This is a genomic window from Pelomonas nitida, assembly GCF_043555975.1.
GTDB classification, from domain to species: domain Bacteria; phylum Pseudomonadota; class Gammaproteobacteria; order Burkholderiales; family Burkholderiaceae_C; genus Pelomonas; species Pelomonas nitida.
In genome coordinates, this window is sequence record NZ_JBIGIA010000007.1 from 54,118 (window position 1) to 76,778 (window position 22,661).

The 22,661-nt window shown below is 71.1% G+C and carries 18 protein-coding genes; 10 read left to right on the top strand and 8 right to left on the bottom strand.

Annotated features, from left to right (window positions below; all coding sequences use genetic code 11):
• Position 1 precedes the first annotated feature (1 nt).
• Genes ACG00X_RS10630 through pssA form a run of 4 tightly spaced genes read left to right on the top strand, consistent with a single transcriptional unit; the run spans position 2 to position 2,931 of the window.
• Positions 2-298, top strand: coding sequence for an HPr-rel-A system PqqD family peptide chaperone (locus ACG00X_RS10630; protein WP_394488123.1), 297 nt, complete (start codon positions 2-4; stop codon positions 296-298).
• The gene (locus ACG00X_RS10635) at positions 295-1,209 is read left to right on the top strand and encodes an HprK-related kinase A (RefSeq protein ID WP_394488124.1); all 915 of its coding nucleotides are present in this window, start codon (positions 295-297) and stop codon (positions 1,207-1,209) included. The genes ACG00X_RS10630 and ACG00X_RS10635 overlap by 4 nt, the downstream gene beginning before the upstream one ends.
• Complete coding sequence (locus tag ACG00X_RS10640) at positions 1,206-2,300, top strand: nucleotidyltransferase domain-containing protein (protein ID WP_394488125.1); 1,095 nt, start codon at positions 1,206-1,208, stop codon at positions 2,298-2,300. The genes ACG00X_RS10635 and ACG00X_RS10640 overlap by 4 nt, the downstream gene beginning before the upstream one ends.
• 13 nt (positions 2,301-2,313) lie before the next feature.
• Complete coding sequence (gene pssA, locus ACG00X_RS10645; protein WP_394488126.1) at positions 2,314-2,931, top strand: CDP-diacylglycerol--serine O-phosphatidyltransferase; 618 nt, start codon at positions 2,314-2,316, stop codon at positions 2,929-2,931.
• Here pssA and ACG00X_RS10650 read toward each other — a convergent pair.
• Entirely contained in the window at positions 2,928-3,149 is a 222-nt protein-coding gene (locus ACG00X_RS10650) for a hypothetical protein (RefSeq protein WP_394488127.1), read from the bottom strand. The two genes, pssA and ACG00X_RS10650, sit on opposite strands and share 4 nt — an antisense overlap.
• Positions 3,150-3,475: 326 nt before the next feature.
• On the opposite strand from ACG00X_RS10650, the gene ACG00X_RS10655 reads away from it, so the two are divergent.
• Positions 3,476-3,607 carry a hypothetical protein gene (locus ACG00X_RS10655; RefSeq protein ID WP_394488128.1) on the top strand — a complete coding sequence of 44 codons (132 nt, stop codon included), beginning with the start codon at positions 3,476-3,478 and terminating at the stop codon, positions 3,605-3,607.
• On the opposite strand, the gene ACG00X_RS10660 is transcribed toward ACG00X_RS10655, so the two are convergent.
• Positions 3,608-4,525: a LysR family transcriptional regulator ArgP gene (locus ACG00X_RS10660; RefSeq protein ID WP_394488130.1), complete on the bottom strand. Its 918-nt coding sequence runs from the start codon at positions 4,523-4,525 to the stop codon at positions 3,608-3,610.
• A 73-nt stretch (positions 4,526-4,598) separates the two neighbouring features.
• Between ACG00X_RS10660 and ACG00X_RS10665 the strand changes: the two genes are divergently transcribed.
• Entirely contained in the window at positions 4,599-5,231 is a 633-nt protein-coding gene (locus tag ACG00X_RS10665) for a LysE/ArgO family amino acid transporter (RefSeq protein ID WP_394488131.1), read from the top strand.
• Positions 5,232-5,243: 12 nt separating this feature from the next.
• Positions 5,244-6,521: a D-amino acid dehydrogenase gene (locus tag ACG00X_RS10670; protein WP_394488132.1), complete on the top strand. Its 1,278-nt coding sequence runs from the start codon at positions 5,244-5,246 to the stop codon at positions 6,519-6,521.
• Position 6,522: 1 nt separating this feature from the next.
• Here the strand turns inward: ACG00X_RS10670 and prsT are convergent, their stop codons facing one another.
• Entirely contained in the window at positions 6,523-9,309 is a 2,787-nt protein-coding gene (prsT, locus tag ACG00X_RS10675; protein WP_394488133.1) for an XrtA/PEP-CTERM system TPR-repeat protein PrsT, read from the bottom strand.
• 94 nt (positions 9,310-9,403) lie between these two features.
• Between prsT and ACG00X_RS10680 the strand changes: the two genes are divergently transcribed.
• Both ACG00X_RS10680 and ACG00X_RS10685 read left to right on the top strand, forming a co-directional pair.
• Complete coding sequence (locus tag ACG00X_RS10680; protein ID WP_394488135.1) at positions 9,404-10,678, top strand: Hsp70 family protein; 1,275 nt, start codon at positions 9,404-9,406, stop codon at positions 10,676-10,678.
• A 63-nt stretch (positions 10,679-10,741) separates the two neighbouring features.
• The gene (locus ACG00X_RS10685; protein ID WP_394488136.1) at positions 10,742-13,168 is read left to right on the top strand and encodes an alpha/beta hydrolase family protein; all 2,427 of its coding nucleotides are present in this window, start codon (positions 10,742-10,744) and stop codon (positions 13,166-13,168) included.
• 118 nt (positions 13,169-13,286) lie between these two features.
• Here the strand turns inward: ACG00X_RS10685 and ACG00X_RS10690 are convergent, their stop codons facing one another.
• Positions 13,287-13,931: a YecA/YgfB family protein gene (locus tag ACG00X_RS10690; protein WP_394488137.1), complete on the bottom strand. Its 645-nt coding sequence runs from the start codon at positions 13,929-13,931 to the stop codon at positions 13,287-13,289.
• A 222-nt stretch (positions 13,932-14,153) separates the two neighbouring features.
• Between ACG00X_RS10690 and ACG00X_RS10695 the strand changes: the two genes are divergently transcribed.
• Positions 14,154-16,307, top strand: a complete 2,154-nt coding sequence (locus ACG00X_RS10695; RefSeq protein ID WP_394488138.1) for a putative bifunctional diguanylate cyclase/phosphodiesterase — start codon at positions 14,154-14,156, stop codon at positions 16,305-16,307.
• A gap of 43 nt (positions 16,308-16,350) precedes the next feature.
• Here the strand turns inward: ACG00X_RS10695 and gshA are convergent, their stop codons facing one another.
• The 4 genes from gshA to ACG00X_RS10715 form a co-directional block, all read right to left on the bottom strand.
• The gene (gene gshA / locus ACG00X_RS10700) at positions 16,351-17,844 is read right to left on the bottom strand and encodes a glutamate--cysteine ligase (protein ID WP_394488139.1); all 1,494 of its coding nucleotides are present in this window, start codon (positions 17,842-17,844) and stop codon (positions 16,351-16,353) included.
• A 104-nt stretch (positions 17,845-17,948) separates the two neighbouring features.
• Positions 17,949-19,655, bottom strand: a complete 1,707-nt coding sequence (locus tag ACG00X_RS10705) for a SulP family inorganic anion transporter (protein ID WP_394488140.1) — start codon at positions 19,653-19,655, stop codon at positions 17,949-17,951.
• Entirely contained in the window at positions 19,652-20,644 is a 993-nt protein-coding gene (locus ACG00X_RS10710; RefSeq protein WP_394488141.1) for a Bug family tripartite tricarboxylate transporter substrate binding protein, read from the bottom strand. Before ACG00X_RS10710 ends, ACG00X_RS10705 begins: the two co-directional genes overlap by 4 nt.
• A 10-nt stretch (positions 20,645-20,654) precedes the next feature.
• Positions 20,655-22,652: a diguanylate cyclase gene (locus ACG00X_RS10715; RefSeq protein ID WP_394488142.1), complete on the bottom strand. Its 1,998-nt coding sequence runs from the start codon at positions 22,650-22,652 to the stop codon at positions 20,655-20,657.
• Positions 22,653-22,661 lie beyond the last annotated feature (9 nt).

Consider the following 22,661-nt stretch of genomic DNA (forward strand, 5'->3'; position numbering starts at 1 on the left):
GATGCAGGAAACCCTGTGGACACTCCATCGGTCGGCCGACATCTCGTGGCGTGACTGGGATGGCCTGGGCGCCGTCTACAACGACGATTCCGGCGACACCCATCTGGTCGATGCGCTGGCCATCGAGTTTCTCGAGCTGCTGCGGCAGCGCCCCCTTTCCGTCGCCCAGTTGATCTCCCAGCTGGCCGATGCCATCCCTGACGAGATGGATGCCGCCACCGCCACCGCCTTCTTTGATCGCCAGCTCAGGTCGCTGCAGGAGCTCGGGCTGGTCGAGCGCGTGACCTCAGCGGCATGAAGGTTCGTGATCTGGCGCCCGGCGATCTGCGCCGCAGGCTGGCTCGTGGTGAGTTGATCCTCCAGGTGCCACCCTTCGTCGCACGGCTGCGATCCGACGTCGGCCGTGTCGCAGAGGATCTCGCTTTGCTCTACGGCGACTTCGAGCTGGGCACGCCACAAGACTTCGCCGACTTTCACCTCGAAGTGCGTCGTGAGGGAGGCCTGCGCCGCTGGATCAAGCCCATGGCGCGCTTTCTGGCCGACGGCGAACCCGCCTTCACCCCCTTGCCCGCCGAGCAGGGCTTTCACATGGTCGAGTGGGGTCTGAACTGGGCCGTCAGCACGATGGCCCACCCCTATCTGTCCTATCACGCGGCGGCGCTGGAGCGCGGCGGGCGTGCACTGGTCATGCCGGCACCACCCGGCTCGGGCAAGAGCACGCTGACGGCCGCGTTGGCCCATCGTGGCTGGCGACTCATGTCTGACGAAATCACGCTCTATGACCTGGGCTCCGGCCAGGTCAGTGGTATGGGGCGCCCGGTCAATCTGAAAAACGTGTCCGTCGAGTTGATCCGGCAGTTCGCGCCGCAAGCCGTGCTGACCCGGCCCGTGCCAGACACCGCCAAGGGCACGCTCGCGCTGATGAAGGCGCCTTCGGACAGCGCCGCGCGCATCATGGAGCCGGCACCGCCCGCCTGGATCGTCATGCCGCGCTACACCCCTGGTGCCACGGCATCGCTGACCGACATCCCCAAGGCCCGGATGCTGCTGCTGCTGGCCGAGCAGGCCTTCAACTACGACCTGCACGGCCGCAGCGGCTTCGAGGCCACGGCCGACCTCGTCGACCGCTGCCTGTGCCTCGAGTTCGAGTACTCCACACTGGAAGATGCGGTGGCGTGCCTGGAGCAACTGGCGGTCGAGCCGGCATGAACCGCCCACCGACACCCCTGCTGCTGCGGGTTCTGCTCGCGCCAGCCACCGCGCTCAGCCTGCCTCCCCAGGACTGGGACCTGCTGCTGCGCCAGGCACGCCGCGGCGTGCTGCTGGCCAGGCTGGCCGTCGCGCTGCAGCCGTGGCTCGACCAGGTCCCGCCCGGCCCGCGCCATCATCTGCACGCGGCGCTGATGACCGCGCGGCGCCAGGCCAAGCTGACGCACTGGGAGGTGAGCCGCATCCAGGCTGCGCTCGAACCGCTGGGCGTCAAGCCCATCCTGCTCAAGGGCACCGCCTACCTGATGGCCGGGCTGCCCGCCAGCCACGGACGCGTGTTCGGCGATGTCGACATCCTGGTGCCCAAGGCGCGCATCGCCGACATCGAGGCTGCGCTGTTCGACCACGGCTGGCACTTCCAGGACGACCTGGACGCCTACGACGAGCGCTACTACCGCGACTGGATGCATGAGATCCCGCCGCTGACGCATGAGCAACGCGGCAGCAGCCTGGACGTCCATCACACCATCCTGCCGCCCACGGCACGCATCCAGGTCAACACCGCCGCGCTGTTCGAGGATGCGCAGGACTTGCCGAACCGGCCGGGCGTCCAGGTGCTGGCACCGGTGACGATGGTGCTGCACAGCGCCGCGCACCTGTTCCACGAAGGTGAACTGGAGAAGGGCCTGCGCGACCTGTTCGACCTGGACGCATTGCTGCGGGACTTCGGCCGCGAGCCATCGTTCTGGGCAGCGCTGGTGCCCCGTGCGCGCGCGCTGGGCCTGAGCCGGCCGTTGTTCCTGGCGCTGCACTACTGCACCCGCCTGCTCGGCACGCCGGTGCCGGCAGACACACAGCAGGCCGCCGCCGCCGACGCACCCGCCTGGCCGCGCCTCATGGACGCCTGCTATGACCGGGCGCTGATGCCCGACCACGCCAGTTGTGACGACGCGCTGACCGACAGCGCGCGGCTGGCGTTGTACGTGCGCGCCCACTGGCTGCGCATGCCGGCCGGACTGCTGGCCCGGCACCTGGCGCGCAAGGCCTGGCTGCGGCTGCAGCCTACAGCGGACGCCCCCGCCGAGGCCTGACAATCCGGCCGCCATGGACCGACCCAAACCCTTCTCGATGATCCGCGAGTTCCATCTCGCCGACTGGTTCACGCTGGGCAACGCCTGCGCCGGCATGGGCGCGCTGTTCGCCGTGATGAGCTTTCTGCAGAGCGGTGACGCCCGGCACCTGCAGTACGCCTGCGCGCTGGTGCCGCTCGCGCTGGTGTTCGACGTGCTGGACGGACGCATCGCGCGCTGGCGGCAGAAAAGCTCAGCGCTCGGGCGCGAGCTGGATTCACTGGCCGACATCATTTCCTTCGGCGTGGCACCGGCAGCCATCGCCTATGGCTGCGGCATGCAGGGGCTGTTCGACCGCATCGTGCTGGTGTTCTTCGTCGCCTGCGGCGTCAGCCGCCTCGCGCGCTTCAACGTGACCGCCGAGAAGCTCAGCGCCGGCTCGGACAAGGTGGCCTATTTCGAGGGCACGCCGATCCCGACATCCATGGTGCTCGTTGCGCTGCTGTGGGTCGCCGCGGCGCAAGGCGCGCTGGGCGACCAGCTTTGGGGCGGCGTCTGGTGGATCGGCGGGTTCCGCCTGCATCCGCTGGTGCTGCTGTTCGGGCTGTCCGGCTCGCTGATGGTCAGCCGGATCCGGATTCCCAAGCTTTAGGCGCTACGGCGGGACAGCCAGCTCAGCGGAGAGTCCTGCGCGGGCAACTGGCCAGCCTGGGATTCGAGCTGCTCGAACGGCGCCTGTTGCCTGTACTCGCTGACGCCGCCTTCCAGGCAGGCGTCCAGCCCGAAGGCGGTGCCGAGATCCGCCGGGTCCGGCTCACTGCGAACAGCAGCGCTACGGCGGAAAAAACGCAGCGCTGGAACGAATCGCATGGCAGACCTCTTTGGGCTGGTAGCCGACAAACGCATCGGCCCTGTGCTTTCAGTGTGAGGGATTCATATGACAAGTGAACCGCCCCTCTGTGAGTAAATATTGCCAGCGCGGCAAATTACACACACACAGACACCCTCTACGCCTCAGAAATCACCGACTCTGTCGCCGATCTGCATCAAGCCCGCCGTTGTGCATTTGCAAATCTCGCGCAGCCTCGTCGGCTCTGGCGCGCCGGACGCAGCCGATGCCCTTAAGCTGCGCGACTTCCTCGCCCCCCGAGCTTTGCCGCATGACGTCAGCAGTACTGAAATGGATCGCCAACGGCATGATTGCCCTGGTTGTGGCATGCACACTGTGGATCGCTCAGGCGGTGCAATCCGGCAAGACCGGCCCTGAGCTGGTGGCACAGGCGGTTGCCGCGCCGGCGGACGGCGCCTCGGCCCCCGTCCGCCGCTGATCAGCCCAGCGCCAGCCGCGCACCATCGGCGAGCGCCTGACCGATCTGATCCAGCAGGGCACTGCGCGACTGCAGCTGCCACTGGTGCCAGTACAGCGCCACATCCACACCGACATCGGGCCGCAGCACGACCAACTGCCCCGTCTCCACGAAGCGCCGGACCTGGATTTCGGGCGCGACACCGACGCCCCAACCCATGACGGCCGCCGTCACATAGGCCTCGCTGGACGGCACGAAGCGCTCGCGCAACCGCGGCGCCCGCACGCCAAACGCCTGCGAAATCCACTGCGCCTGGCTGTCGTCCTTGCGGTTGAAGACCAAAAAAGGCATGTCGGCGAAGTTGCCGGCATGTAGGCCGCGGAGGGCGTCGCCGCCCAGCTGAGACGCCAGAAAGCCCGGGCTGACCACCGCCACATAGCGCATCACCCCCAGCGGCTGCACGCGGCAGCCCTGCAGCGCCTCCGCCACCGTCGTCACACAGCCCAGCACCGCCCCCTCGCGCAGCCCGTCGTGCGTGAAGTCCTGGTCGTCGACCACCAGTTCCAGCCCGTAGCCTTCCCGCAAGCCCCGCTGGACCAGCTCATCGAGCGCCGGCAGCACCCAGGTCGCCAGGCTGTCGGCGTTCACGGCGATGGCCAGGCGCGACTGCGGCGCCACCCGCTCCCCAAGCTCGCGCGCCACATCCACCCGCCAGGCCTGCAGTTGCCGGGCGAAGCGCAGCAGCACCTTGCCCGCCTCGGTCAGCCGCAACGGCCGGGACCGCACGACCAGCGGCTGGCCCACCTGCCCCTCCAGCACGCGCAGCCGCTGCGACACCGCGCTCTGCGTGATGGACAGCCGCTGCGCGGCACGCTCGAAACCCAGTTCGTCGGCCAGCGCCGCCAGGCATTCCAGTGCGGCAGGATCGAAGTCGTTCATAAGCCTTGCTAATGTATGGCGAAGAATATGAATCAATCTTCTTGAATGGCAGTCCGCTGTCGAGAATGAGCGGATGTCCGCCTCGCCCATCCCCACCGCATCGGCCGTCTTCGCGCAGGGGTGGGTCATGGGGGCCGGGCTGATCCTCGCCATCGGCGCACAGAACGCACTGGTGCTGCGGCAGGGGCTGCGGCGCGAGCATGTGGCGGCCGTCGTCGCCGTCTGCACGCTGTCGGACTGGCTGCTGATCGCACTGGGCGTGTTCGGCCTGGGCTCGCTGATCCAGCGCAGCCCGCTGCTGCTCGACCTGTTTCGCTACGGCGGTGCCGCCTTCCTGCTCGGCTATGCCGCGCTGGCGGCCAGGCGCGCCTGGCGGCCGGCCGTGGGGTTGACGGCCTCTGGCCCGGCCACCAGCCTGGGCGCCACGCTGTCGGCAGCCTTCGCCTTCACCTACCTGAACCCCCATGTCTACCTCGACACGGTCGTGCTGCTGGGCGGGCTGGGCGCGCGTCAGCCGCCCGAGCTGCGCGCCGCGTTTGCGCTGGGCGCCGGCGTCGCGTCGATGATGTGGTTCGGCCTGCTGGGTTTCGGCGCCGCCGCTGCGGCGCCGCGGCTGCAAAGCCCGCGCACCTGGCGCGTTATTGACGGGCTGGTCGCTTTGCTGATGGCCGGCCTCGGTTTACAACTGCTCCTGCAACCGCTCTAGGCGAACCTGTCCATGAAGATCGTAGTTCTCGGCGCCGGCATCATCGGCATCGCCACCGCCTGGTACCTGCTGGATGAAGGCCATGACGTCGTCGTCGTGGACCGCCAGCCGGACGCCGCCCTGGAAACCAGCTTCGCCAACGGCGCCCAGATTTCCGTCAGCTTCTGCGAGCCCTGGGCCAACGCCGGAGCGCCGTTCAAGGTCGCCAAGTGGCTGCTGCGCGACGATTCGCCGCTGCTGTTCCGCCCGCGGCTGGACCCCAACCAATGGCGCTGGGGCCTGTCCTTCCTGCTGCAGTGCACGAACGCCGCGTTCGGGCGCAACGTCGAACAGCTGGTGCAGCTGGGCCGCTATTCGCACGCGTCGCTGAAGGAACTGGTCGACCGCACCGGCATCGAGTACTGCCGGCTCGAGCGCGGCATCCTGCACTTCTTCTCCAGCCAGGCCGACTACGACAACGGCGCATCCGGCGCCGAGATCATGCGCCGCCACGGCGTGGACCGCCGCGTGCTGACGCGCGAGGAGGTGCTGAAGGTGGAACCGGCACTGGCCGGCTTCGGCGCACAGGTCTACGGCGGCACCTTCACGCCCAGCGACGAGAGCGGCGACGCCAAGGTCTTCACGCAGAAGCTGGCACGCCTGTGCGCCGAGCGCGGCGCGCAGTTCCTGTACGAGCACGACGTGCTGGCGCTGCAGCGTGCCGGCGACGGCATCGAGGCCGTGCAGATCGCCGATGTGCGCAGCGGCGAGCGCAAGACGCTGCGGGCAGACGCCTTCGTCGCCGCGATGGGCTCGTACACGCCAGGCCTGGTGCGGCCGCTGGGCGAGCACCTCAACATCTACCCGGCCAAGGGCTACTCGGCCACGCTGCGGCTGAAGAAGCCCGAGGCGGCCAGCGTCGTCAGCCTGCTGGACGACAGCCGCAAGATCGCCATCTCGCGCCTGGGCGATTACATCCGCATCGCCGGCACGGCCGAGCTGTCGGGCTTCGACCTCGGCCTGGCGTCACCGACCGCCCGCGTGCGTTGCGCCGCGCTGGTCAAGCGCTACGAGGAGCTCTTCCCCGGCGTGGCGGACCTGAGCGAGCCGAACTACTGGGCGGGGCTGCGCCCCAGCACGCCCACCAACATCCCCTACATCGGCCGCAGCACGCGCGCCCGCAACCTGTGGATCAACGCCGGCCACGGCACGCTGGGCTGGACACACGGCGCCGGCTCGGGCCGCGCGCTGGCCGAGCTCATCGCGGGGCGCAAACCGGCGATGAGTTTCGGCTTCTACGGCGCAGGCTGAATCACAGCGCCTTCAGCAGCGCCTCGACTTCCTTCTGCTGAGGGAACTTCGGGCCCAGCCGCGCGAGGCTTTCCAGCTCGCCCTTGGCGGCGGCCTTGTCGCCCGACTGGATCAGGATCTGGGCCAGCGTCAGCTTGTAGCTGGGTTGGTCGGGCTGGTCCTCGACGAGCTGGCGCTGCACGCTGATGGCCTTGGCGTAGTCCTTCTCGTTGGCCAGCACGGTGGCGTAGGTGTCGCGCAGCGCGCCGTTGTCGGGCTTGAGCTGCAGGCCGCGCTCGGCCAGTTCGCGCGCGCCGGGCTTGCCCGCCTTGCTGCGCAGCCAGGCGACGTTGTTGATGAGCATGGCCGCGTCGGGGCTGCGCTTGAGCAGCGCCTCGTAGCGCGACAGCGCGCCCTCGAAATCACCGCGCGCCAGCGTGAGATCGGCCGCCGCCAGCGGGAAGGCCGTGTCGCGCGGATGCGCGGCCTGCCACTGGCTCTCGAAGGCCTGGGCCTCCTCGCGCTTCTTGTTGCCCAGCAGCGCCGCGAACAGGCGTTGCGGCGCGTCACCCGCGTCGGGCAGCGCCACGGCCTTGCGCAGCAGCGCGATGGCGGCGTCAGGCCGCTGGCGGCCCAGCTCGATGTCGGCCTCGGCCGTCAGCGCGTAGACCTCGCGCGGGTTCTTCTTCTGGCGCTCGTGCAGCGCGGCGATGGCTTCGTCCACGCGACCCTGGCGCGCGGCCAGCTGGATCAGCAGGCGCTGCGCGACGACCGAGCCCGGCTCGGCCTCCAGCGCACGCTTGACCTCGCGCTCCGCACCGGCGTAGTCCTTGTCCAGCAGCCGCAGCTGTGCCTGGCCCAGCCAGCCATAGGCGCGCGTGGGGGCCAGCGCGGTCAGGCGTGCGTAGGTCTTGCCGGCTTGCGCACGGTCGCCCTGCGCAGCCTGTGTGCGGGCCAGGCGTTCCAGCAGATCGGGGTTCTGCGGCTGTGCGGCCACCGCCTCCTGCGCTGCCTGCGCCGCCTGCGCAACATTGCCCTGCCGCAGCTGGTGGTCGATGAGCGCCATGCGCAGCCCGGCCTCGTTGGGCTCCTCGCGCACGGCGGCGGCCAGCACCTCCGTCACGCGCTCCATCGGCGCGCGCGTCTGCACCAGCAGCTCGGCCAGCGCCAGCCGGGCCTGCGGCGAGCCCTTCTGGTTGGCAATGAAGTCCTCCAGCCGCTTGACCGCCGCATCACCGCGCTGGGCCTGCATGTCGATGCTCGCCAGGCCCAGGGCCGCGGGCAGGTAGCCGGCGTCGACCTTCAGGGCCGCCTCGAACGCCGCCTGCGCGGCCGCCGTGTCCTTGCGCACGAGCAGGATGCGCCCGCGCAATGCGTGAGGGACGGGGCTGTCCTTCATCTTGGGCGCCAGCTTGTCGAGAGCGGCCAACGCACCGGCCTGGTCCTGGCGGCTCATCAGCGTGTTGACGACCATCAGGTCGTAGTTGCTGCCGCTGTCCTTGGCGGCCAGCTCGCGCAGCTGGGCCAGCGCGGCATCGGCCTTGGCGCGGGCGGCGGCACCGGGCGTGGCGGTGTCGCGGGCGATGGCGGTCAGCGCCAGCGCCGCCTGCGTCTTGGTGTCGTCCGGGCGCAGCTTGGCGGCAGCGCTGAAGGCCTGGTCGGCGCCCTCGAAATTGCCCTGCATCAGCTGCGCATTGCCGGCCAGCAACAGCGTTTCGGCATCGGCGCGGCCGGCCTCCAGCACGGGGCGCAGCGTCTCCATCGTCTTGGCCGGCGCACGGCGCTGCAGCTGCAGTGAAGCGAACTGCCGGCGCAGGCCGCCGTCTTCCGGCGCCACCTTGAGCGCCTGGTTCAGCAGGTTCTCGGCGTCCGCCAGTTCACCGAGTTGCTGGTGCGCACCGGCCGCCAGGCGCAGCAGCGGCACATAGCTGGGCATGAGCTTGAGCAGCGGCAGCGCCAGCTCGCGGGCCTTGACGGCGTCGTTCTTCGCCAGCGCCAGCTGCGCCTGCAGGAAGCGCCCCTGCGGCTTCTTGGCGAGCGCCGCCGGCATGCCCTCGATGAGCTTGGCCGCCTCCTCCACCTGCTGGCGCGCGAAGGCCAGGCGCACCAACAGCGCGCGGGCCTCGTAATTGACGGGGTCGAGCTCCAGCACCCGGGCCAGCAACGGTTCGGCGTCCTCTGCCTTGCCGCGCGTCAGCAGCACCTCGGCCTTCAGCTGCAGCGCCTTGGCGGCCTTGGGTGAGCGTTGCAGCAGCTGGTCCAGCGCCGCCAGCGCCTCGTCGGCAAAGCCGCCGGCCAGCTTGGTGCGGGCACTGGCGATGACGGCGCCTTCGACGTCCGGCGTCAGCTGCAACGCACGCGCCGCCGACACCTTGGCCTGCGGCAGGTTGCCTTCGGCGAGGAAGGCCTGCGTCAGCGTCTGCTGCAGCGAAGACATGGCTTGCGGATCGGCCAGGCTCTGCTCGGCGAAATCGCCGATCAGCTTGCGCGCCTGGCCCGAGCTCAGCAACGCCTGCGCCAGCAGCGGCACCACCTTGTCGCGCGGCGCGCCCATTTCCAGCGCACGCCGCAGTTCGATCTCCGCGCCCGCGAGGTCGCCGGACTCCAGCAGCATCTGCCCCAGCAGCAGGCGCCCCTGGGCGTTATCCGGGTTCTTCTGGAGCAGGTTCTTCAGCTCGATGATCGCGCCGGCCGCGTCCCTCTGCTCGACGCGCTGCTGCGCGGCGGCGAGCAGTTCCTCCTCGGAGCGTTGACCACAGGCTGCCAGCGCGGCAGCGAGCAGGATGGGGGCGAAAAAGCGGGGTTTCATCATGTCTCCGACAACAGGCGCGCGATTGTGTTCCTAGAATGCGCGGCCCCTCACAGGGCTGGCCCGGAGGCCGGCCGCATGACACGAACGCGCCATGAACGCCGCTCCCGCCTTTTGCGCCATCGACTTCGGCACTTCCAACTCGGCCGTCGCCGTGCCCGACGGTGCGCGCGGCATGCGCCTCGTCGACCTCGAACCCGGGCAGCGCACCATGCCCACGGCCGTCTTCTATTTCAGCGAAGGCGCCCACGACGCCGACGGCCCGCCGCGCGCCTTCGGCCGGGCGGCCGTGAAAGCCTACATCGAGGGCCACGAAGGCCGGCTCATGCGCTCGATGAAAAGCATCCTCGGCTCGCCGCTGATCGACCAGACCACCGATGTCGGCGGCGGCCGCGGCGCCAAATATTCGGACATCGTCGCGGGCTATCTGAAGCGGCTGCGCCGCCTGGCCGGCGAGCCGACGCGCGTGGTGCTGGGCCGCCCGGTGTTCTTCGTCGACGGCGAACCGGCGCGCGATGCCACCGCGCAGGCCCAGCTCGAGGCGTGCGCGCGGGCCGTGGGTTTCACCGACGTGCACTTCCAGTACGAACCCATCGCGGCAGCCTTCGACTTCGAGCAGCAGGCCACGCAGGAGCAGATCGTGCTGGTGGCCGACATCGGCGGCGGCACCAGCGACTTCTCCATCGTGCGCGTGGGCCCCGAACGCATGCAACGCCTCGCGCGGCGCGACGACATCCTGGCCAGCCACGGCATCCACATCGCCGGCACCGACTTCGACCGCCACATCGAGCTCGCCGGCCTGCTGCAGGCCTTCGGCTACCGCAGCACCGGCCCGAGCGGCCGCGAGGTGCCCAGCGGCATCTACTTCGACCTGTCCACCTGGCACCTGATCAACACCTGCTACGCGCCGCTGCGCGTGGCCGAATGGCGCGGCATGAAGAGCTGGTTCGGCGACGTGCGCCACCACGCCCGGCTCATGACGGTGCTGGAGGAGCGCCTGGGCCACGAGCTGGCCGCGCGCGCCGAAGGCGCCAAGATCGACATCTCCGGCGGCGCCGACACCACGGTGGACCTGGGCCACATCGAGCGCGGCCTCGTGCTGCCCCTCAGCGAGAAGACCGCCGTCGACGCGCTGCGCGCCGACCTCGACCGCATCATCTCGACCGCCCACGAAACCGTGGCGCAGGCCGGGCTGCGTGCCGAGCAGATCGACGCGCTGTACTTCACCGGCGGCTCGACAGGGCTGCGGCTGCTCGTGGACGGCATGGCCGCCGGCTTCCCGCAGGCGCGCCGCGTCACCGGCGACCGCTTCGCGTCGGTGGCGACCGGCCTGGGCCTGCACGCGCAGCGCTTGTTCGGCACGGCGTGACCTGCGGCAGCCGCGGCACGGGCTGTTAGCCTGCGCGGCTTCGCTTCCCCGAGGACCCGCCTCATGTTGAAAGCCCTGACCTGGGCCACCGTCGCGCTGGCCGCCACCACGGCCCGCGCTGCCGACGCGCCGCTGTCCCAGACCTACCAGCAGCCCTCCGCCGAGATCCGCGCGGTGCTGGACGCGCCGACGTTGCCGGCCCACTCGCTGTCGCCCGACCAGCGCACGCTGGCCAGCATCGCCACGCGGCGCTACCGCAGCGTGGCCGAGCTATCGCGCCCCATCCTGCGCCTGGCGGGCCTGCGCATCGACGCCGCCGCCAGCAGCCCGCAGCTCACGGCCACCATCGAGTCGATCTCGCTGCGCGAGCTGGCCAACCCGGCCGCCGCTGAGCGCGTCGTCAAGCTGCCGGCGGGCGGCACGTTCACGTCGCTGCGCTGGTCGCCCGACAGCAAGCACTTCCTGCTCCACCGCCGCACCGCCGACGCCGTCGAGCTGTGGCTGGGTGACGTGGCCACGGCCAAGCTGCAGCAGGTCAAGGGCGTGAAGCTCAACACCATCCTCGAAGGCACCGTCGCCTGGGTCTCGCCAGACGAAGTCATTGCGCTGACCGTGCCCGACAAGCGCGGTGCGGCGCCCGTGTTCGTCGCGCCCAGCGGCCCCAGCGTCCAGGAGTCCATGGGCCGCAACTCGCCCGAGCGCACGCTGCAGGACCTGCTCAAGAACAGCCAGGACGATGCGCTGTTCAGCCACTACGCCACCTCGGCGCTGCGGCGCATCAAGCTGTCGACCGGCACCTCCCACGAGATCGGCACACCGGGCCTGTACGCCAACCTCGAAGTGGTCGGCACCCAGGGCACGCTGATGACCGAACGCCTGGTGGCGCCGTTCAGCTACCAGGTCGACTGGCGCGATTTCGCCCGCCAGGTCGAGCTGCGCGACTTCAACGGCCGGCTGCTGCGCAACCTCGGCACCGTCAAGCTCAAGGAGGGCGTGCCGGTCGAGGGCGTCATCACCGGCCCGCGCAACTTCTGGGCCTCGCCGCTGGCCAACGGCGCCGTCTACTGGGTCGAAGCGCTGGACGGCGGCGACCAGCGCAACAAGGTGCCGTTCCGCGACCGGCTGATGCGGCTGGACCCGCCCTACCAGGGCGAGGCCCGCGAGGTGCACCGCACCGTGGGCCGCCTGGGCAGCCTGACCTTCGTCGACGCCGGCGACCGCGCCATCGTGTCCGACTTCGATCGCGACCGCCTGTGGATCGCCGCCGACCTGGTCTCACTGGACGGCGCGGCCAAGCCGCAGCGCCTGCAGGACCGCTCCATGCGCGACCGCTACGGCGACCCCGGCCAGCCGCTGACGCGCGTGCTGCCCACCGGCCGCACCATCGCCCGCGTGGACGGCGGCGACCGCCTGCTGCTGGCCGGCGCCGGCGCCAGCAAGGAGGGCGACCTGCCCTTCATCGACAGCTACAGCCTCCAGGACGCCAAGGCCACGCGGCTGTTCCGCTCAAGTGCGTCGCACTACGAGCGCCCGATTACGCTGCTCGCGGATGGCCGGCTGCTGACCAGCCGCGAAAGCGCCACCGAGCCGCCCAACCTCGTGCTGCGCAGCGGCGCCGGCTTCGAGCAGCTGCAAACCCTGACCCGCAACGCCGACCCCGCGCCGCAGCTGCGCGCCATCAAGCGCGAGCTGGTCAAGTTCAAGCGCGCCGACGGCGTGGAGCTGTCGTTCTGGCTCTACCTGCCGCCCGACTACCAGCCCGGCGAACGCCGCCCGACGCTGGTCTGGGCCTACCCGCTGGAGTTCACTGACGCGTCCACGGCCGGCCAGGTCAGCGGCTCCGGCAGCCGTTTCGTGCAGCTGGCCGGCCCCAGCCCCGTCATGATGGCGCTGGACGGCTACGTCGTGCTGATGGACGCCACGATGCCCGTCGTCGGCGACCCCAAGACCGTCAACGACAGCTTCGTCGAGCAGATCACCGCCAATGCCAAGGCCATCATCGACAAGGCGGCCGAACTGGGCGTCAGCGACCCGCAGCAGATGGTCGTCGGCGGCCACAGCTACGGCGCGTTCATGACGGCCAACCTGCTGGCCCACACCGACCTGTTCAAGGCCGGCATCGCCCGCAGCGGCGCATACAACCGCACGCTGACGCCCTTCGGCTTCCAGAGCGAACGCCGCACCTACTGGGAGGCGCAGGACGTGTACCTGAAGCTGTCGCCGTTCAACTTCGCCAACCAGCTCAAGGAGCCGCTGCTGCTCATCCACGGCGAGAGCGACGACAACCCCGGCACCTTCCCCATCCAGTCCGCGCGCTTCTACCAGGCGCTGGCCGGCACCGGCGGCCAGGTGCGCTACGTGACGCTGCCGCACGAGTCGCACGGCTACAGCGCGCGCGAGTCGGTGGGGCACACGCTGTGGGAAATGAGCACCTGGCTCAAGCGCCAGACGCGCGATCCCAGGGCCCCTCGCCCAGACGCGCCGCGCTGAACGCGGGCGCATCGGGTCGGTCCCCGAGGGGACGGCGATGCTTGCGGCATTGAGCCGCAAGCACATCGCCAAACGGGCCGGCTCGGGAGCGGCCCAGCGCTCGGCCCGAAAACCGCGACTAACGGCGCGGTGGCGGGCCGCGGCGCCGCTGGGTGCCCTGCGGCGTATTCCGCGGCGGCGCCTTCACCGGCCGCGACACGTCCGCCAGCATCAGCACGGCGCTGACCAGGCCTTCCACGGCCTCTTCCAGGTCGGCCGGCGGCTCCAGCGACTCGATCTCCTCCAGCAGCGCGTCGGCGTCTTCCAGATCGTCGGGGTCCAGGTGCAGGTAGATCGCCGCCAGCGGCTCCAGCAGCGGCTCCTCGGGCAATCGCATCAGCGCCGGATGCGCATCCAGCGCATGCGCGAAACCCGCCACCCACGGCAGCACGGTCTCGCTGGGGTCCTCGGTCTCGTCGAGCTCGAAGATCCACGGGTCGAACCACTGCCGGCCGGCGATGGCGACGTTGAGCTCCTTGTGGCGGCGGCGCAGCAGCGCCAGCAGTTCGTCGTCCACGCGCTGGGGCGTCGGGCGGCCCTCGGTATCGAGCAGCGGTGGCAGCCAGGCCGCCAGCGGCACCGCCTCCGGTTGCAGCAGCACGCCGCACAGATAGCCGTCTAGCATGCTGACGTCCAGTGGCTCCAGCGGTGCGGGCAGCGCGTCCAGCAGCGTCTGCAGGCGCTCCAGTTCAGATTCGGAGAAGGCTTCGGGGGCTCGGTTCATAGACGGATTATGGGTAATGCCCCGTGAATAGTGCCCCCCCATCGCGGCCGGCCCCGCCTACATTGGACGTCCCAACGACGCCCTCAACCTCGAGGGCTTGAGGACCCGGCAGCTTGCTGACCGGGTCTTTTTTTATGCATTTGTCGCTGCCGGCGTGAAGGCTGCCGCAGTGGCGGCACGGCTGCGCTGCTCGCACGCGCAGCCGCGCCGCCATACTGAACCATGCCCGTCGCCGACCTCGCGCTGCGCTTCGACCCGGCGGTCGTCGTGTTGTCCTATCTGACAGCGGTCCTGGCGTCCTTCGTGGCGCTGGACCTGGCGCAGCGCGTGCGAACGACCGACGCCGTCATCCGGCGCGTGTGGTGGCTGGCGGGCTCGCTGTCACTGGGCAGCGGCATCTGGGCGATGCATTTCATCGGCATGGTGGCGCTGCGCCTGCCGTTCCCCGTCGGCTACGACACGGCCATCACCGCGCTGAGCTGGATGGCCGCCGTCGGCGTCTCGGCCATCGCGCTGCGCGTCGCCGCCGAGGACAAGCTGACCCCCGCGAGGCTGGCCACCGGCGCGCTGAGCATGGGCGCCGGCATCTGCGGCATGCACTACATCGGCATGGCCTCGCTGGAACTGGCGCCGAGCATCCGCTGGAACGGCTGGCTCGTCGCCGCCTCGGCCGCCGTGGCCACTGGCGCCTCGGCGGCGGCCCTCCTCATCTTCTTCTGGCTGCGCCGGCTCAGCGCCCGCCGGGCCCGCTGGGGCCAGCTCGCCGCCGCGCTGGTGATGGGGGCCGCCGTGGCCGGCATGCACTACACCGGCATGGCCGCCGCCGGCATCGCCGAGAACAGCGTCTGCCTCAGCGTCAGTTCGCTGGAAGGCGACAACCTGGATCACCTCGTTGCCGGCGCCACGCTGGCACTGCTGCTGCTGACGCTGTTCACCTCCATGCTCGACGCCCGGCTGCGCCGACGCGCCCACCGGCTGCAGCAGTCGCTGCGCAGAGCCACGACCGAACTGGCCGAGCAGGCCCTGCGCGACCCGCTCACCGCCCTGGCCAACCGCCAGTTGCTGGACGACCGCCTCGGCCACGCGATCGCGCGCAGCCAGCGCAGCGGCGCCAGCGTCGCGCTGCTGATGCTGAACCTGGACGGTTTCAAGCCCGTCAACGAGGCCTTCGGCCATGCCGCCGGCGACGCCGTGCTGCGCGAAGTGGCGAGCCGCCTGCAGGCCCAGGCCCGCAGCGACGACACGCTGGCCCGCATCGGTGCCGACGAGTTCGTGCTGCTGCTGGAAGGCGAGAGCGGCGAGGCGGTGCTGGCGCAAGTGGCGCAACGCCTGCTCGATTCGCTGGCGCTGCCGCTGTCAATCAACGTGGCCGAAGGCGACCAGCCGCTGCGGCTGACGGCGTCCATCGGCATCGCACTGCATGCCGGCACCGAGGTGCCCGGCCGCACGCTCATCGCTCAGGCCGGCTCGGCAGCCCAGGCCGTCAAGCGCGGCGGCGGCAACGGCTTCGCCTTCTTCGAGGCCCACATGCAGGACGGCGTGCGCGACCAGCTGGAACTCGCCCGCGACCTGCGTGCCGCGCTCGAAGACGGCGGACAAGGGCTGTGCCTGCACTACCAGCCCAAGGTGTCCGGGGCCACCGCGCGCGTGCTAGGCGTCGAGGCGCTGCTGCGCTGGCAGCACCCGCAGCGCGGGCCGGTCGGCCCGGGCAGCTTCATCCCGGTGGCGGAGCGCTTCGGCATCATCACCGCTTTAGGCGACTGGGTCATCGACGAGGCCTGCCGCCAGATGGCGGCCTGGCGCGACGAAGGCCTGCGCCTGCGTGTCGCCATCAACCTCTCCGTGCAACAGCTGCGTCAGCCCGAGGCGCTGCTGCAGCGGCTGCAGCAGGCGCTGGCGCGCCACCAGCTGGATGCGTCGCAGCTGAGCTGCGAGATCACCGAATCGGTCGCGATGGAGGACGCCGCCGCCACCGAGCGCGTGCTGCAGCGACTGGGCGATCTGGGCGTGAGCCTGTCCATCGACGACTTCGGCACCGGCTACTCCAGCCTGGCCTACCTGCGCCGTCTGCCGGTGTCGCAGCTCAAGATCGACCGCAGCTTCGTGCAGGACCTGGAGACCAGCGCCGACGCCCGCGCCATCGTCAAGGCCGTCATCGAGCTGGCCCACGCGCTGGGGCTGGAGGTGGTGGCCGAAGGCGTGGAAACCGAGGGCCAGGCGGCCGTGCTGCGGGCCAAGCGCTGCGACAAGCTGCAGGGCTACCTGTATGCGCGGCCGATGGCCGCCGACGCGCTGGTGGCCTGGGCCCGCAGCCCCGAAGCCGCTCAGGCCGGCGTCATCTTCGACGACACGCCCGGTTTCACGGAGTCGACATAGGGCCTGTTCACACGACGGCAGCAGGCTGCGTTGTGACCAGCCCCTAGACGGCCATGCGTTCCGGCGCGACGTAAAAGCGCCGGAAGGTCTCGAAGTCCAGCGAGTCGGCCGCCTCGATGCGGGCCTGCTCGGCCAGCGACGCGGCCGCCATGGCGTCGAAGCGCTTCTGCAGCGCATCGGGGAACGGCAGCGCCAGCAGCGCGGCGCGCGTGGCCTCGCTCTGGCGGCGGATGAAGCCCACGTGGCTGTCGCCGAAATCCTGGGCCATGACCGCCAGCACACGAGCCGACGGGCACAGCTCGGGCCGCTCCAGCCGCTCGCCCACGCGGCGCAACGCGTCGCGATAGGCGCTGCCGCCATGGGCCGCGTCCAGCGCTTCGGCCTGCACGGCACAGCCAGCCAGGATCTGTCGCGCCCAGTCGGCCAGCGAGCGCTCGCCGCCCTGCCAGTGCTCCAGCAGCAGGCCCGGCTCCCGGCCACGCGCGGCGACGCGGTGCTGGTTGCGGCCGTTGGCCGCGATCTCGGCGGGCGTGTCGTGCGGGCTGTCGCTGTGCAGGCAGTGCAGCAGGAAGGCGTCGAGCACGCGGATCGCGTCGGCACCGATGCCCAGCGGCTCGAAGGGGTCGAGATCCATCAGCCGCACCTCGATGTACTCGACGCCGCGCTCGCGCAGCGCGTGCAGCGGCCGCTCGCCCGAGCGGATCACGCGCTTGGCGCGGATGGTGCTGTAGAACTCGTTCTCGATCTGCAGCAGGCTGGTGGAGAGCTGGTTGTAGTCGCCGCCGGGCGTCTGTACGCCGATGGCCTCGTAGGCCGGGTAGGGGCTGCTCAGCGCCGCCTGCAGCGAGGCGGCATAACTTTCCAGGCAGTTGTAGCTGACGGCGATGCTGGCCTGTGCGTCGCTCTGGTAGCCCAGGCGCCCCATGCGCAGCGACGTGGCATGCGGCAGATACAGCGTGTGCTCGGCCAGCGGCTGCAGGCCGTGGTCGCGGCCGTGCACGAAGCTGTGGCACAGCGCCGGGCTGGCGCCGAACAGGTACAGCAGCAGCCAGCCCTCACGGCGGAAATTGCGGATGGCGCCGAAGTAGCCGTCCGTCGACACCCCCGGCAGCGACCAGTTGTAGTGGATGCCCGAGATGGTCTGCATGCGCCGTCCGTAGCGCTGGCCCAGGCCCATGCGGTAGACGCTCTTGGCGCGCCCGACGTTGCTGGAGCCGTAGCGGCCGATGGGGATGGTTTCGTCGGCCGGCAGGCCGCAGGGCATGGAGCTGACCCACAGCCGCTCGTCACCCAGCGCGCGGTAGACGGCCTGGTGGATCTCGGCGAGCTCGCGCAGACAGTCGTCGACGCCGGCATGCACGCCGGTGATGAGCTCCAGCTGCGATTCGCTGTAGTCGGTGGTGATGTGGGGATGCGTCAGCGCCGACCCGAGCGCCACCGGGTGCGGCGTCAGCGCGAGGCCGCCGCCGGGCAGCGCGCGCAGGCTTTCCTTCTCGATGCCACGGCGGATGCCGAGCAGAGTCTCTTGGTCATTCATGGCGTCTCGAGCGCTAATTGGTCCGAGACGGTATCAGAAGCCGGCCAGCCTTTCGGGCCTACGGGAATGCGAAAACCAGGTAGGACGAGACGCCGCGACCTCGCCTAGAGCTGACCCGGCGCGTCGTGATCGGCCAGGCTGGGCCGCAAGCCGTGCTCGCCGGCCTGGACGCCGTCGTGGTGGCTGAGGTAGAGCGACACGTCGTAACGCTCCAGCCAGCCGACCGCGCGCAGGCGGTCCAGCACCGGCCCCTTCACCTCGGAGAACTCCAGCCGCAGCCCTTCGCGCTGCAGCGCGGCGTGCAGCTCCTGCAGCGCGGTCAGGCCCGACAGGTCGATGTGATTGACCGGCGCCATCAGCAGCAGCACGCGTTGCGGCTCGCCGACGGCGCTGCGGTGCTCGTGCACGCGGGCCAGCACCACGTCGGCCAGCCCGCGCGCGTTCGTGAACACCAGGCTCTCGTCGATGCGCAGGCCCACGACCTCGGGCCGGCACTCGACGCGGTAGCGCTCGACGTTGCGGTAGTGGTGGGTGCCGGGCACGCGGCCGATGCGCGCCACATGCGGCTGGGCGGTGCGCTGGATCAGCAGCGCGATGGAGCCGACCACGCCGATGGCCAGCGCAGCGCCCACGCTCCACAGCAGCACGGCGGCGGTGACGGCGATCATCAGCAGCCCTTCCGCGCGGGCATAACGCCACACGTCGCGGTAATGGCGCAGCGTGAAGCCGCCCAGCACGGCCACGACGATGGTGGCGGCCAGCACCGGCTTGGGCAGGTGGGCCAGCGGCTCGGCGAGCACCAGCATGGCCAGGCCCATGAAGCCGGCCACGAACACCAGCGACCAGCGGCTCTGCGAGCCCGCCTCGTGCAGCAGGATGCTGCGCGAGAAGCTGCCGGCCACCGGCATGCCGCCGCTGACGGCGGCGACGAGGTTGGCCGCGGCCAGGCCGCGCATCTCGGCGGCCGGCAGCAGCTTTTCGCCACGCCGCTGCGCCAGCGATTCGGCCACGGCCAGGCTGGACACGAAGCCCATCAGCGCGACGAGCGCCGCCGACGGCAGCAGCTGCAGCCACAGCGCGGTGGACAGCAACGGCAGGCCCAGCGGCAGCGCCAGCGACGGCAGCGCGCCCACCTGGGCCACGCCGTCGGCGGCCGGCGTCAACGCCGACAGCGCCATCGCCGCCACGAGCAGCAGCAGCGGCGCCAGCCGCGCCAGCAGGCGCGAGCCGGCCCGGCGCGACAGCAGCAACAGCCCGATGGCCGTGACGCCCCAGGCCGCACTCAGTGGCGTGACGCCCTGCTGCAGGGCTGACCGCACGAGCATCGGCAGCGTGGAGCCGGCCGCCGCACTGCCCAGCAGCACCGGCAACTGGCTGGCCGCGATCATCAGCGTGGCGCCGTTCTCGAAGCCACGCAGCGCCGGCACCGAGAGCAGGCTGGACAGCGCATCCAGCCGCAGCAGCGCCGCCAGCGCGAGCAGCAACCCCACTTCTGCGGCCAGCACCAGCGCCCCCGCCTCGACGGACACGCCGGCCGGCAGCCCGCTCAAGCCCTGCGTGATCATCAAGGCCAGCACCGCCACCGGCCCCAGGCCCAGCACCGGGCTGGAGCCCAGCGCGGCATAGGCCAGCAACGGCAGCAGGCTGGCATACAGGCCCACCTGCGGCGGCAGGCCGGCCAGCATCGCGTAGGCCAGGCTTTGCGGGATGAGCAACACCGCCACCACCAGGCCTGCCACGAGGTCGGCGCGCCAGGTGGGGGCGAGCGCCTGCAGGCGGCCAACGGCGCCCGGCGACGCGAGAGGCTTCATCGGTCCGCCCTGACGCCCGACAGCTGCACGACCCGCGCCCACTTGGCGGCCTCGGCCGCCATCAGCGCGGCCAGCTCGGCCCCGCCGCTGCCGCGCACCAGCATGCCGCGCGCCGTCAGGCGCTCACGCAGCGCCGGCCCGGCCAGCGCGGCGACGGTGTCGCGCTGCAGCCGCGCCAGCTGCTCGGCCGGCTGGTTGCTGGGCGTGAACAGCGCGAGCCAGATGCTGGCCTCGTAACCCTGCAGCGCCGGGCCGCCGGCCTCCTCCACGGTGGGCAGCTCGGGCATGCTGGGGCTGCGCTGCGCGCTGGTCACGGCCAGGGCCAGCAGGCGGCCGGCGCGGATCTGCGGCAGTGCCGACGGCAGCGTGTCGAACATCAGGTCCATGTTGCCGGCGATGACGTCCTGCTGCGCCGACGGAAAGCCGCGGTAGGGGAAGTGCAGCATGTAGGTCTGCGTGCGCCGCTTGAACAGCTCGCCGGCCAGATGCGAGGGGTTGCCGATGCCGCTGGACGCGAAGTGCAGCCGGCCGGGCTGCTGGCCTGCGGCATGGACCAGGTCGCTCAGCCGCCGCACCCCCATCGACTGCGCAGACGCCGGGTTCATGACCAGCACCAGCGGCACAGTGGCCACGAGGCTGACGGGGGAGAAGTCCTTCACCGCGTCGTAGGGCAGGCGCCGCGACAGCAGCGGGTTGACCACATGCGTGCCGACGCTGCCCATCAGCAGCGTGTGGCCATCGCTCGCGCTCGCCACTTCGGCCGCGCCGATATTGCCGTCGGCACCGGGGCGGTTGTCCACGAGCACGGCCTGGCCGAGGCTGCGCTGCAGCTCCGGCGCGAGCAGCCGGGCCGCGATGTCCCCGGCGCCGCTCGGCGCGTAGGGCACGACGATGCGCAACGGCCGGCTCGGCCAGGCCGGCTCGGCCATCGCGCCAGTACTGGCGAGCCAGAGCAGCAGCGCGCGGCGTGGGCAGGACGACCCCGTCATGGCTGGCTCCTCATGCGGGCCCCGTGAGCTGCTGCAACCGCACCTGCCCGAGCAGGCAGGCCGCGTCGAAATCCTGCCGGATGGCGGCCACCGTGTCGGCATCCACGGCCTGAACGCCCTCGATGCCCACGCCACGGTTGCGCCCCTCCACCTTGGCTTTGTAGAGCGCCATGTCGACCCAGTTGACGGCCTGCTCCCAGTGCAGTGCCAGGGCGTCGCCCGGCGCGGCCTGGCCGTGCAGAGGGAAGCTCGCGAAGCCGACCGAGGCCGTGATGCGCAACGCCCCGTCGGGCGTGGCCACAGGGCTGCGGCCGATGCCCTGCAGCAACCGCTCGGTCATGCGAGCCAGGTCGTCACCGGCCAGCTCGGGGGCAAACACGAGGAACTCCTCGCCCCCCCAGCGCACGACAAGGTCTGCGTCGCGCACGGCGGCGCGGATGCGGCGGCTGACCTCGACCAGCACCGCGTCGCCAGCGGCATGGCCATGCTCGTCGTTGACATGCTTGAAGTGATCGAGATCGATCATCAGCAGCGCCCCCCGGAAGTCCGCCGCACCGGCCTGGCGCGCGCGGGCGTCCATGACGGCGAGGAAGTGGCGGCGGTTGGACAGGTCGGTCAACGGGTCTCGTTCACTTTGAGCGCGCAACAGGCGCTGGTTGTCGGTCAGCCGCGCCTGGGCGCGGCGCATGCGCAGCAGTGTGACGCCAATCAGCGCCACCGACAGCAACAGCAACGCGCCGATCGCGACACCGACACGCTGCGCGAGGCGACCATTCTCCAGCTGCTGGTCCTTGAGCTGGCCGTCACGCGCCAGCAAGTCAAGGTCACGCTGGCGGGCCACCGTATCGTATTTGCGCCGCAGCTCCTCCAGCGCGGCCGCGCGGCTGCGCTCGTTGGCACGGTCACTGAGCTCGCGCTCGTCGTGAAAGGCGGCCAGCGCCTCCCGGTGCTGGCCCGCCTCGGCCCAGCTGTCCCCGAGCTCACGCAGCTCGCGTGCGCGCGGCACCAGGTCGGCAGGGTCACGCGGCAGCGCCGCCACGCGGGCAAGTTCCAGCCGTGCCGCCTCAAACTGGTGCAGCTTGATGTGGGCCACGGCGAGGTTGTGATGCAGGCTGCGCTCGGCGGGGCGGTCATGGAAGCGCTGCAGCTGGGGCAGCGCGCGTTCGCCGCTGGCCAGGGCTTCCTGCAGCAAACCCAGGTGCATGTAGGCGTCGACCAGGTAGGCGCGCATCTGCGCCGCCAGGTGCGGAGCGTCGGCCTGCTCGGCCAGCTGCAGCCCGGCCTCCAGCGCCGACCGCACGGCACCGGCATCCCGCACGCGACGCGCCATGAAGGCCTCGACGTGACGGACGCGGGCACCGGCCACCGGGTCGCCCTGGGCCTCGGCCTGGGCCGCGCGGAGCTGCGCCCGCGCAGCGTCCGGCTGATCGAGCAATTGCAGTGCGCTGGCCAGATGCCCCAGGCTGAGCGCGACGAGGTATTTGTCGCCGCCCGCGCGGGCCAGCGCCAGCGCGCGGCGCGCACTGGCCTCGGCGTCCACAAAAGCGCCCTGCCCGCTCTGCTCGCGCAGCTGCAGGCGCAGCGCCTCCCAGGTGGCCCGGAAGTCACAGGCCAGCTCGCGCACGGCACGGGCCTCGTCGCCGGCCGGGCAGCGCCTCTCCAGGCCCGCCAGCGCCCGCGCCGCCAGGGCACCGGCGGGCTTGCCGGCGCGCTCCTGGATGAGGGCGCGCAGCAGCCAGCTGCGGTCGACGCCGTCCTCGGTGGCCATCAGCTGCACGGCGACGGCATCGGCAGCGCCGGCCTGCCCGGCGGCCAGCAGCACCCGCCCCCGGGCGAACAGCCAGGCCGCTTCGCGCGCGGGCGTGGCGTCGGCCGGCCAGCGCCGCGCCAGCTCGGCCTGCATGCCGGCAGGATCATCGAACGCGCGCCGCGCCAGATGGTCCAGCCACTTGCGGTCCGCCGCGAGCTCGGACGGCGGCGCCGCGGCCACCGCGGTGGCGAATAACAACAAGCCGAG